This window comes from Acinetobacter sp. YH12049 (assembly GCF_013419875.1).
GTDB lineage: Bacteria > Pseudomonadota > Gammaproteobacteria > Pseudomonadales > Moraxellaceae > Acinetobacter > Acinetobacter amyesii.
The window spans coordinates 1-11488 of sequence record NZ_VOZH01000058.1 but is presented as its reverse complement, the minus strand read 5'-3'; the positions used below and the strand labels follow the sequence as shown (position 1 = coordinate 11488).

Here is an 11488-nt window from a genome sequence, read left to right as displayed (position 1 = left end):
TTGTCTTTTATACGTAATTTAAGGGTTTTCATGTACTTATATTAACAATCAAAACTCAAGGAAAATAGTCCTTAGTTAAATCAAACGACACTTCATGTCGTGTCGCTTATATCTCTGACCTGAAGGAAAGAGTTTTACGCTCCATTTGATAAAATCGCGCAAGGCGACGCATTTATTTTCATTAGCCCTGAATATAACCACGGCTACAGCCCTGCGCTCAAAAATGCATTGGATTACCTCGGTAAAGAATGGGGCGGAAAACCTGCGGCATACGTTAGCTATGGAGGCACCAATGGTTCACGTTCGATTGATCAAATTCGCCAAGTGGCAACTCAATTGGGCTTAATTGACAGTAATGCTGTAGTTGAAATTCGTGACATTTTTACACGTAATCAAACAGATAAATTCGAACCGAATGAATTTGACAACAAAGCGGTTAAAGCGATTTTCAAAAAATTACTGCAATATGTGAGTGCTTAATTGTTGCCGTTCGCGTGATAGATGCCGCCTTTTGTAGGTTCAGGCTTACATTATTTTCGGCAGATGGCAGCTATACGCCATGCATCATCCACGATAAAGTTAAAGCATACAGAGACAGGACGTCACTGAACATAAAACAACAATGATAAGACTAAGCAGGAAGCTTACGGTAGGACAGGAGTTATACCGCTAGAATGAATCTGAAAAAGCCTCGACAGGATGTCGGGGCTTTTTTCATTTCAAATGCTACATAAGAATAGCTCTAACATGAGCCACAACCAAACTCAGGGCAATGACTCATTAGATCTCATCCAATCGGATACGATTACTTTTTAGAACTTTCAACAATTAAGCGGGTCACCAAGTACAAACGCGGCACGATAGAATCCGTCAAAATATATTCTGCTTTATCTGAATGTAATCCATCGCCAGACATACCGATTCCTTCAATGATCGCGGCTTTCGAAGTAACTCCAGCAAAAGCGGCATCAGTACCACCACCCCAAGCGGTCGTTTCAACTTTCATCGGCAGCTTTAATTCGTTTGTGTAAATCTGCTGGGCTGTCGCGGCCAATTTTTTGGCTTGTGGACTGGCTTCTAAAGGTGGTCGACGGACTTCAAATTTGACCTCGACCTGACTTTCCGCCAATTTTTTGGTTTTGACTTTTTGCTTCAAAGTTTTTTCCAACTCAGCAAAATCTTGTGGTTTTAAGGAACGAGCATCTGCCTGCGCTGTCGCATGGTCAGGAATCACATTTCGGGTTTTTCCAGCCGTCGCAACGGTCCAATTCAGCTTTAAACCCGTTTTCGGATTGGATAGATTTTCCAATTGTTGAATCTGAAAAGCCAGTTCTGTCAAAACATTGACCCCTGCTTCAGGTTTTACCCCCGCATGCGAACCCCGCCCTTTAATATCTAAATAAGCCGCACCAATCCCACTGGTGGCTAACATCAAGCTTCCCTCTAAACCACCGGTTTCAAAGGAGAGGACAACGTCCTGATTTTGAGCGGTATCCATGATCAATTGGCGCGAGCCGGGTGAACTGATTTCTTCATCTGAATTAATTAACACCGTAATGGTGCCGTAATCTTGGTACTTCAGCTGTTTCAGCATATCCAAGACATGAATCACTGCTGCAACACCTTGCTTGTCGTCCAAAATACCCAAACCATAGGCTTTATTACCGTCTATGCGAAACGGTTGACCTTGTAATTGGCCCTTTTGATACACCGTATCATTATGTGCCAACAACATAATGTTCGTTTTACCTTTGCCTTTCAGTACCGCTTTTACAATCGGCCCTGTCTGATCTGGCGCACCATCGAGTTTCATGATGTCTTTGGGCTGAATCAGGTTCACCTCAGCCCCTGTGGCTTTTAATTGCTCTGCGACCACCTTGGCAATTTGATTCAATCCCTCAATATCTTTACTGCCAGATTCAATATTGACCAAGGTTTTCAAGGTTTCTAAATAACTTTGCTTTTGACTTTCCGCAATTTTCTTAATCTCTTGTGGAGATGCTGCCCAACTTGCTGAAGCACTAAGCGCAATGACGCAGCCTAATGCGAGCTGAAGTTTTGATGTCGTCCGTTGTTGTGTAAGTGTTCTTTGCATCGATCTTATTCCCTGTATATTTTTCATTATGAATTTTTAATGTCTGATAAATTAGTTCACCATTCAACCAATTAATCGCAAAAATATGTAACACCACAGGCGAAGTGTTTGGTCACATCAAAACCAGCTTCCTGTTGTTTTAAAAGCGGTTTAGATCGATTTGGAAACATAGATCTAGCAGTCGAGAGCCTAGCTGCTATGCAATGCCTTGAAGGAACGGTCAGAATTAAAATTTAAGTGTTGTACGTTTTGGCTTACATTAGATGCGGATAATAGACACTATTCACGTTATTAGATTACTTTTATATTAAGGTCATACAGCGACAGGATGTCACTGAACATAAAATAACAATGATAAGACAATGAGCAGGAAGTTTAACGGTAGGACAGGAGTTATACCGCTAGAATGAATCCGAAAAAGCCCCGACAGGATGTCGGGGCTTTTTTCGTTTAGGCGATGTGAAAGCAACATTCCATGTATTTGCACAGACTAAATATCGACCTGAAAACCTAAATCGACATCACAAGCGGCTTGACCACCTCGTATCCCCCAATTTTCTAGAGGGCTTTCACGTAAGGTAATGATGATATGGTCGGCCGGAATGCCAAATTCCACCAAATTTTGCACCAGCATTTGATATAACTTACGCTTGGTTGCCACGGTTCGTCCCGCAAAACAATCGATGGTGATATGTGTAAAGCGCTCAGGCTGCGTCAAATGATCAAGCACCTGAAACCGATGTAGCGCATGCACTTGCAAACGTATATTGCGGTCATATCGAGGCAGTTGAAAACTCTGTTGTAAGGCGTCAAAGACAGCATTTATCAACTGTTGTTCTTGTTCTATGCTGTATTGCATCCGTATATCGATTTGTGTTGCAGGCATGCGCGAAACTCATTGTTGTTATTTAGATCACTACACTAGCAGGATTTAGCGACGTTCTGCTGTAGGCATTTACCTACAGCGCTTGCAGTATTTACGCCTATGGCCTCAACAGCAACGCGCCTATAGTAAGAACATACAGAGACAGGATGTCTTGCAATAAAAATAAATAATGCACATGCAGCAGGAACGCTGATCGGTATGACAGGAGTCATATCTTTAGAATGAATCTAAAAAGCCCTCGATAGGATGCATATTCTTGCCCAATTGGACACTTGATAGTATATCGTACTGGACACAGATTCTTCTTTTAATTGGACACTCTTATTTTCAGACACTCTTTGCATCTAAAACGAAAAAAGTAAAATGATTCCTATGAAAAAAGCGGTTATTGCACTGAGTTGCTTAAGTATACTTTTGATGGCCTGTTCCTCGCTTCTTAATCCAAGTATTCAGAATTCACTAAAAGAAGTGAGAACATCAAAATTCCTAAAAAATGAAGATAAAACAAAAAACATTGGTGGGATTGATGCAAATAGTAATGGTGTGCGTGATGATATTGAGGGATACATAAAGCTCAAATATGGGAATAACCCTGAATTTGTTAGCGTATATATGCAGTATGCACAAGAATTACGAAGAAAGCTGACTTTGGCTAGTGATGATCGTGAGGTCTATCGTAGAGCGTCACACGAAGTTAGTAGAAAAATGGTTTGTGCTGCGGAAATTGACTATAAAGTTGAGCCTGAAAAAATGTATCGGGACACAATGATCATTTATGCCCTGTCGGTGAATACCAAGCAACGTAAGGCTGAAAGTAATCGTATTAGCTCGTTGGTGAGTGGCATGGTATTCACATTACCAATTGAGGAACACTGCAAAATTAATGAATACGTTTATTAAAGTGTCCAACTTAAAAAAGAATGGGTATCCAAATACTTATTGATTTTGCAATAGGATGTCGAGGGCTTTTTTCATGTCGTCATTCATTCAGAGATCGCACTCTATTCGTCGAAAAATCGCAATTTATCAACAATACTTACATCGCAACAGTAAAACTGTACTTATAATCGGCAGAGAATTTAGACAGAATAACGGCTGCGAGTTCAGCAGCTCGAACTGTCAGCGCTTAGGGATTAGGCGACAACAATAAAAATTGAATTAAAAAATTAGAGAATGACCTATGCAATTGCAACAGCAACAACTGAATAGTTTTACCCGCATTTTTCATGCCGCTCCAGAACACAATAGCCCACAAGATCTTGCACAATATATTGGCGCGCATCGACAAGAGCTTTTACAACAAATCCATGAAAATGGCATCTTACTGTTTCGTGGTTTTAACATCGAGCAACCCGAACAATTTAACCAACTGATTGAACAATATTTTCAGTTTATCCCATGGAATGCTTTTAACCCCAATATGCCCAGCTGGGTTGCATCTTGGATGCGAAAATACAGCGAGAACTTGCTCGGTGCTGGCGACTACCGTCGTTATATAGACCGCAACACAGTGCAATTGGGTCCAGTCGAAAACTCGGTACAAGGCCCGCATGTTGAAGGCGGAGTACGCTCAGAACGCTCGCGTTATATCGCCTTATTTTGTCAGGAACCTTCGACGTATTTGGCAGAAACAGGATTTAATAACTTAGAGCAGATTTGGGAGAATTTTCCGAAACATCTACAGGAAAAATATCTTGGTGCATGGAACCATTTTTCTTATGTCTCGGCGTGCGAGGTGGGGCTATTTGACCGATTATTGCTGAAAAAGAGCCCGTTTAGTCTAGAGATTCGACAAGATAAAAAAGCCAAACTGACCTTGCAGCGTTCGCCACTGGTGATTCATCACCCCGATACGAAAAAGCATGTGATTCAGCCGTGGGCTTTTGCTAATAATACCAATCCATTTGCCCATCAGGCGGCCAAAAATTGCTTTGAAAATCGCGGGGAGATTGAAATCGATTCGACGGCGGACGGCATGCAACTGACTTGGGAAATTTACACACCAGAAGGTCAACAAATTGAATGGAGCGATGCTGAAAAGCAGCAATTTTTTGATGCGATGTATAAAGATGCACTGCTTTTGCAGTGGCAAAAAGGTGATGTTTCGATCGTCGATAATATTAAAATTGCGCATTGGCGGATGAATGGAGAACAGGGAAATCGTAAGTTGATTCAAATTCAAGCCAATGCATTTAATGCCGATGAGCACTATGCAGCTTAGGTGACGGATTTGAAATTCGTGCAGGCCTGTATGTGAGAAGCCCCGGAGGGGCTTTTTTTTATTTTTTGAATTTTTTGTTTATTTTTTAGTCGCTATTTTGGCTCAATTTTGAATAACCATGCTTTTTCACCATCCTCAATCCCCCAAATTGCGCCATCTTTGGCCTCAATCAAGCCACGGATCCGCTGTTTCATGTCGATACGCTGGATTTCTGTTGCCGGTTGATGTGCTGTGTCCACAATCACGATTGCTTGAGACGACAAACCACCAATCAGCGCTTTATTTTTCCACAAGGGGAACTTTTGCCCTTGGTAAAACATCAAACTCGACGGTGAAATCACCGGTGTCCAACTGATGGCAGGGGCTTCAAATTCAGGCCGTGTATGATGATCAGGAATCGGTTGATCATCATAATGATCGCCATTCGACACATGCGGATAGCCATAGTTTTTCGCTCGCTGCACGAGATTTAACTCATCACCGCCTTTCGGGCCCATTTCAGCCACCCAAAGCTGCTGTTTTGCATCAAATGCCATGCCTAAAGGGTTACGGTGCCCGAAGCTCCACACTTGCTTGGCAACTTCGCCTTGGGTCTGAAATGGATTATCCGCAGCAGGCGTTCCATCACTATTTAAGCGCAACACTTTACCCAAATTTGACTGCAGATCTTGTGCAGGATCAAACTTCTGACGTTCGCCCGAACTCACCCATAATTTTCCATCTGTTCCAAATTGCATACGGTGTGAATAATGGCCTTGACCTTCTACTTTTGGAATTTGCCTCCAAATGATTTTTCGCTGTTTTAAACTTGGCACAGCTTCATTGAGGTTTAATGTGGCTTTTTCGATGACAGCGCCAAAACCGCCCTGTCCCGCTTCTGCATAGCTCAAGTATATCTGATGATTTTTTTCAAACTGCGGATCAAGTGCAATATCACCTAATCCGCCTTGTCCGCCATAGGCAACTTTGGGAAGGTTTTTCACCTGTATTTTCTGCTGATTTTGCGGGTTAAAGATGATCAGTTGACCTTTTCTTTCAGTTAGCAATAAGCGTCCATCTGGGAGTTGTTGAAACGCCCAAGGTTCATTAAATTGAGCGATTTTTTGTATTTTAAAGCGTTGTTCTTGCTGGATTTGTGCCGATTTTTGAGCTTGGCTTGGTGTTTGATCTTGTGCTGTAGTTGTGGTGTTTTCCGCATGGCATGCGGCTGTCATCAAGATACCGACGATGAGGCTAGGCGTTCGAAAATATTGTATACATTGTTTCATTTATTGTTCCCTTCCCTTTTATAATCATTTGATTCTAATCAATTAATCAGATGATTTTTCTTTGGAAAGGTAACAGAATAATTTTGTACGTTTTGGCTTACATGGCATGCAGAAAATTGCTGCTATTCAATTTATTCAAACAGGCCTAATCTACAGTTATCAGGAAACAGGAAGTTTCCGAAACATAAAACAATAACAATAAGTTTCTGCATCAGGACGTGAGATATGACATGGAGTTGTATCTAAAATACGAAATACGAAGAAAACCCCAACAGGATGTTGGGGTTTTCTTTTTCTAGCTGATTTTTAAAAGTTCGCTCTAATCTAGAACTTTCGCATAACATCTCTGTCAAAACTTCTTACAGTTTCCTGCGAAATTATTACATACCCAAATCCGTCAGCTTGTTAGCGTGGTAGACAATCCTCATTGCAAGGAGTCAATCATGACTTTAAAAGCTTTAGTGATAACTTCAAATGTCGGTGTTGAACATGACGAGCTGATCCAACCATTAAATTATTTAAATGAAAAGGGAATTGAAGCCATTCATGCCGCTATTAAACATGCGGTTGTCCAAACAGTAAAAGCCGACAAAAAGGTCGAAGCTGAAGTTCAACCCAATGCCCAATTGAGCAACGTAAATGCTGAAGACTATGATGTGTTAGTAATTCCAGGCGGAACTGTCAATGCAGATCATCTACGGATCGATGAAGATGCACTGCGACTTATTCAAAACTTTGCTGACCATCAAAAACCTATTGCTGCAATTTGTCATGGTCCTTGGGCGCTCATTAATGCTGAACGAATTCGTGATAAAACTCTGACGTCTTATAAAAGTATTCGTTTGGATTTGGAAAATGCGGGTGCACATTGGGTCGATGAGCAGGTGCACCGCTGTAATACGGGTGGTTGGGTGCTCATTACTTCTCGTTGTCCAGATGACTTGCCTGCGTTTAATCAAGCGATTCAGCAGGAGCTTGAGCAACAGCAACAGCAACAGCAACAGCAACAGCAACAGCAACAGCAACAGCAACAGCAACAGCAACAGCAACAGCAACAATAATACTAAAATGAAAATACCCGCATATTGCATGCGGGTATTTTATAATGTTGATTCATAAAATATTATGGCTTACAAATTTTTTAAGTAAGCTACCACATCATCATTGCCTGCCATTTCTGCAAGCTCTAATGCTGTGTATTGGGTCTTATGCTGTACATTTGCACCATTAGCTACCAAAAGCTTCACCACGTCTAAATAGCCGTTTTCTGCGGCTGCATGCAGTGCGCTATAGCCTTCTTCATCGGCAGTGTTTACGTCTGTGCCATTCGCTAAAGATTTTTCGACTTCTGCGAGTTCACCTAAAGATGCCCAGTACACCAGTTCAGGCAGATGCAGTTCTTCATCGTCTTCTGGAATTGGGGAGATGGAATTAAATTGCATAATAGTATTCCCTTCATTAATTAAATACTTAATGAACCTATTTTAAGTCAAAAAAATAGTGTCTTAATTGTACCAGCAAAAGTAATACAACCAACTAATGAGGCTATGAACCAATGTTCTTTAGCTAATTGGATGAATACTATTGGATGAATCCCATTTCTATCTAACCAATTTGCTTGAGTTTTAATTGATCCATCTAACACTCTTTCAAGTAAATTTGACATTACATCTACTTTCCTTAAAGTGGATTGATGTAACTTAATATATTCCTTTTCTTGAAATGCTAAAGCCTCTTCTTTACCAGTAAGCATATCTTTAGCTTTGATAGAATTCATACTGCAAATTGTATGTAGCCGCCCATGCTCACCATGAGAAGCGTATCTAACACTATAAATATTTATCAGAAGTTTGGCTAAATCCACCTTTCGATCATCTTCAATAATATAAGGTTTACCACCCAAGACTTTATAACGATGCTCAATCGCCTGAAAACCAAAATTAATATTTCTCATATTCCAATGAATATAATTATTTCCTCGATGATCAGCTAAATAATCAAAAAATTCCTTGAGCATTCCTTTTTCTAATTCATCGTACTTATCATCGATCATTTCAAATCCAATTTTCTTTTGTTCTGCCGTTTTATGGATTGAAAAAGAATGTGTTTGATTGGATCCTAAATTAGCAATTGCTACTGAAGTAATCCGAGGTGTTCTACCGTCTTGAATATCGTAAAAAGACTCACAAGAGTAATGTATTAAATAATAGTTTTCTCGTTTCTGATCTATCTTCTTAATTATTTCTTTAGCATCTTTACGTCTTTTTAGTTTTACTAACTCTGAAATCATACAGTCCCCCTATGCAAGCCACATTATATATTATCGAAATCAAACATAAAAAAAGCCCCCTTTCGGAGGCTTTTCTTTTTAAAGAATCACAACTTAAGCTTTGGCTGTAGATGCCTCTTTAACATCAATTTTATCACTGTCATTTTCATGCATGATCAATGCAACCGCGATTGCAGTAATCAGTACAGGTAAACCTACTGCCATAAAGTTGAAATGCGCAGGTAAGTTCATACCGAGCAAACCACCAATCAGAATCGGCCCTACAATCGCGCCCATACGACCGATCGCAGAAGACCAACCAATACCTGTCGAACGTACAGCAAGTGGGTAATACTGCGCTACATAGCTGTAAAGCAGCATTTGCGAACCAATAGACGCAGCACCTGCCAAGAACACCAAGATGTATAGTAAGAACTGATTCGATTGGAAGCCCATCAAGCTCATCACAATCGCGCCGATCATACCCAAAACCATCAACACAGGTTTTAAATGGAAACGGTCAGCCAAAATACCACCGCCAACAATACCCACAACTGCGCCCACGTTCATGACCATCATGAACATTAAGCTGTTATCCATAGAATAACCGGCTGCCATCATCAGTTTTGGTAACCAGCTGCTTAGCGCATACATGGTCAATAGGCACGTAAAGAACGCCACCCAAAACAGCAATGTATTTACGGCACGACCACGGCGGAACAAACTCACCACGTTAGCAGCTTCAGGTACATTTTCTTGCGGTAAAGTGAACACTGTATTTTCAGTCACTTTCACTTCAGGCGCTAAGCGCTTCACGATACTGCGGGCTTTTTCCTGTTTGTTTTCTTTCACCATAAATGCCAAAGATTCAGGTAAGAATTTCCAAATCACAGGTAAAAGGAAAAGTGGAATACCTGCAATAAAGAACATGATTTGCCAACCAAAGTCAGGGGTGAACCATGAACCTAAAAGTGCCGCCATCACACCACCGACTGCATAACCACTAAACATCGTCGTTACTAGTGTGCTACGCATCTTCTGCGGCGCGTATTCCGACGTTAAAGCCACAAGGTTAGGCATTACACCGCCAATCCCTAAACCAGCCAAGAAACGCAAAATACCAAATTCTGTTGGATTCGACGCAAAACCACCAGCAAAGGTCAAACCACTAAATAAAACGATACAGATCATGATGACTTTTTTACGGCCAATCTTATCTGCTAAAGAACCAAAGAACATGGCACCAAACATCATGCCTGCGAGCGCAGTACTAGCAAGCATCCCCGCTTGCATTGCACTTAAGCCCCAGTCTTGCATCAATAATGGTAAAACCACGCCATTAATCGCTAAATCGTAGCCATCAAATAAAATAATCAATAAGCACCAAGCCACTACATTGAAGTGGAACGGGGTAAATTTAGCCTTATCGACTACAGAATTTATGTCTATTTTTTCCGTTGTCATCGTTCTCATCTCCCATGAGTACTTGTCCATAACATTCATTGAATTTTTAAGTAAAATTCAACAGCCACGGAATATACGGAACAGTGTTTTCTAGGGATATTAGACGTATGTTTAATAAATCTAGTCTCTTATAAGTACATGTTAATTGTGTTATTTTTCATGCTTTAGTTTAATTATTAAACATTATCAATATATGATTATTTAACTTCTTTTTTTAAATAATAATGTCCTTGTTTTTAGGTCTAATTCTTCTATTCTTTCATTCAACTTCAGAACGACACACCATCATTTATTTCTATCTTTAGTTTAGAAAAATTTTAAATGTCTAAAAAACAAACGAAAATATATCTTTAGAAAAGTTCGTCTGAACACTCTAGATTGTTTTAAATACCTTGATAGCGCTGAAATTAAGCAATCACCAGCTTACAGCGAAATCCACGAGACGCATAATATGACTGTGCGCCATTATGGTAGCTAAATACATGATCGTAATGTCGGTCACAAAACAGTGCCCCGCCCTTTTGCCGAATATCTGCTGGCGTCACAATCCAGCTCGAAGTCTTTAAATCAAAATGAAAAACTGTCTGTATCGCTCGATAGTCCTCTTCTGTCAGTAGCTCAGCACCGATGTCTCGAACCATATCTATAACGTTATTTTGGGGAGGATGATCCTTCCGGTTCTCCAAGGCATCACGGTCATAACATAAGCGTCGTCTAGGCTTTGGCGACTCTAAGCTGCAATCATAAAATATCAGGTCATGAGATTGCCGATTCAGCCTCACAATATCTGGCTCACCCCCTGTTTTTTCCATTTCGATTACAGTTTTTAGTTTTGAGGGCTGTGCAATCAATTGTTTTTTAACATCATCCCAAAGCAATTCTGGATGACGCTGCATATTTACCTCAAAGCGTTGCTGCAATATCTCTAAAATAGAGACTTTATTGAGATCTTGGAGCATTTGCACATCCTATTGTTTTTATACATTGGAGACTGAACTTCACTATAAAGAATATAGACTCACCTTGATGTAAATTTTTAGCGCTGTTTAGCCGTATTATTTTTAAATATCTATCATTTCCCTATTTTATCCTGCTGCTTTTCTTATTATTTTTTTCCCTTTTTTCTCCACGCATAAAAAAACACCCCCTTCGCTTTGAAGGGGGTGTTTCGAATAATGAGCTGGCGATGACTTACTCTCACATGGGTAACCCCACACTACCATCAGCGCTAAGAGGTTTCACTTCTGAGTTCGGGAAGGGATCAGGTGGTTCACTCTTGCTATTG

The 11488-nt window shown here is 40.5% G+C and carries 10 protein-coding genes, 1 rRNA gene and 1 pseudogene; 4 read left to right on the top strand and 8 right to left on the bottom strand.

Annotated features, from left to right (window positions below):
- Window positions 1-147: 147 nt before the first annotated feature.
- A pseudogene (locus tag FTU05_RS16190) lies at window positions 148-480 on the top strand (NADPH-dependent FMN reductase); the annotation flags it as partial.
- 325 nt (window positions 481-805) lie between these two features.
- Here the strand turns inward: FTU05_RS16190 and FTU05_RS16185 are convergent.
- Together FTU05_RS16185 and FTU05_RS16180 are read right to left on the bottom strand one after the other, a co-directional pair.
- On the bottom strand, window positions 806-2095 hold the full coding sequence (locus FTU05_RS16185) for a glutamate carboxypeptidase (protein ID WP_180166046.1): 1290 nt from the start codon (window positions 2093-2095) through the stop codon (window positions 806-808).
- A gap of 490 nt (window positions 2096-2585) precedes the next feature.
- Window positions 2586-2981: a tautomerase family protein gene (locus FTU05_RS16180; protein WP_180166043.1), complete on the bottom strand. Its 396-nt coding sequence runs from the start codon at window positions 2979-2981 to the stop codon at window positions 2586-2588.
- Window positions 2982-3353: 372 nt separating this feature from the next.
- Here FTU05_RS16180 and FTU05_RS16175 point away from each other — a divergent pair, with 372 nt between their 5' ends.
- Window positions 3354-3881, top strand: coding sequence for a hypothetical protein (locus tag FTU05_RS16175; RefSeq protein WP_180118522.1), 528 nt, complete (start codon window positions 3354-3356; stop codon window positions 3879-3881).
- A 280-nt stretch (window positions 3882-4161) separates the two neighbouring features.
- Window positions 4162-5202, top strand: coding sequence for a TauD/TfdA family dioxygenase (locus FTU05_RS16170; protein WP_180166042.1), 1041 nt, complete (start codon window positions 4162-4164; stop codon window positions 5200-5202).
- A 92-nt stretch (window positions 5203-5294) separates the two neighbouring features.
- Here FTU05_RS16170 and FTU05_RS16165 read toward each other — a convergent pair whose 3' ends face one another.
- Entirely contained in the window at window positions 5295-6470 is a 1176-nt protein-coding gene (locus FTU05_RS16165) for a PQQ-dependent sugar dehydrogenase (RefSeq protein ID WP_373685323.1), read from the bottom strand.
- A gap of 443 nt (window positions 6471-6913) precedes the next feature.
- Here FTU05_RS16165 and FTU05_RS16160 point away from each other — a divergent pair, with 443 nt between their 5' ends.
- Window positions 6914-7531, top strand: coding sequence for a type 1 glutamine amidotransferase domain-containing protein (locus FTU05_RS16160; RefSeq protein WP_180166039.1), 618 nt, complete (start codon window positions 6914-6916; stop codon window positions 7529-7531).
- Window positions 7532-7600: 69 nt separating this feature from the next.
- Here the strand turns inward: FTU05_RS16160 and FTU05_RS16155 are convergent, their stop codons facing one another.
- The 5 genes from FTU05_RS16155 to rrf all read right to left on the bottom strand — a co-directional run.
- Entirely contained in the window at window positions 7601-7912 is a 312-nt protein-coding gene (locus FTU05_RS16155; RefSeq protein ID WP_180166037.1) for an ankyrin repeat domain-containing protein, read from the bottom strand.
- Between the two features lie 47 nt (window positions 7913-7959).
- Window positions 7960-8760, bottom strand: a complete 801-nt coding sequence (locus FTU05_RS16150; protein ID WP_180166035.1) for a hypothetical protein — start codon at window positions 8758-8760, stop codon at window positions 7960-7962.
- 93 nt (window positions 8761-8853) lie between these two features.
- On the bottom strand, window positions 8854-10203 hold the full coding sequence (locus FTU05_RS16145; RefSeq protein ID WP_180166032.1) for an MFS transporter: 1350 nt from the start codon (window positions 10201-10203) through the stop codon (window positions 8854-8856).
- 407 nt (window positions 10204-10610) lie between these two features.
- Window positions 10611-11162 carry a DUF4256 domain-containing protein gene (locus tag FTU05_RS16140; RefSeq protein WP_180051152.1) on the bottom strand — a complete coding sequence of 184 codons (552 nt, stop codon included), beginning with the start codon at window positions 11160-11162 and terminating at the stop codon, window positions 10611-10613.
- Between the two features lie 219 nt (window positions 11163-11381).
- Window positions 11382-11488: ribosomal RNA gene (rrf, locus tag FTU05_RS16135) — 5S ribosomal RNA — on the bottom strand; the annotation flags it as partial.

Coding starts and splice junctions, on each gene's coding strand:
- FTU05_RS16185 (WP_180166046.1), bottom strand. CDS start 2,095: ATGCAAAGAACACTTACACAACAACGGACGACATCAAAACTTCAGCTC.
- FTU05_RS16180 (WP_180166043.1), bottom strand. CDS start 2,981: ATGCCTGCAACACAAATCGATATACGGATGCAATACAGCATAGAACAA.
- FTU05_RS16175 (WP_180118522.1), top strand. CDS start 3,354: ATGAAAAAAGCGGTTATTGCACTGAGTTGCTTAAGTATACTTTTGATG.
- FTU05_RS16170 (WP_180166042.1), top strand. CDS start 4,162: ATGCAATTGCAACAGCAACAACTGAATAGTTTTACCCGCATTTTTCAT.
- FTU05_RS16165 (WP_373685323.1), bottom strand. CDS start 6,470: ATGAAACAATGTATACAATATTTTCGAACGCCTAGCCTCATCGTCGGT.
- FTU05_RS16160 (WP_180166039.1), top strand. CDS start 6,914: ATGACTTTAAAAGCTTTAGTGATAACTTCAAATGTCGGTGTTGAACAT.
- FTU05_RS16155 (WP_180166037.1), bottom strand. CDS start 7,912: ATGCAATTTAATTCCATCTCCCCAATTCCAGAAGACGATGAAGAACTG.
- FTU05_RS16150 (WP_180166035.1), bottom strand. CDS start 8,760: ATGATTTCAGAGTTAGTAAAACTAAAAAGACGTAAAGATGCTAAAGAA.
- FTU05_RS16145 (WP_180166032.1), bottom strand. CDS start 10,203: ATGACAACGGAAAAAATAGACATAAATTCTGTAGTCGATAAGGCTAAA.
- FTU05_RS16140 (WP_180051152.1), bottom strand. CDS start 11,162: ATGCTCCAAGATCTCAATAAAGTCTCTATTTTAGAGATATTGCAGCAA.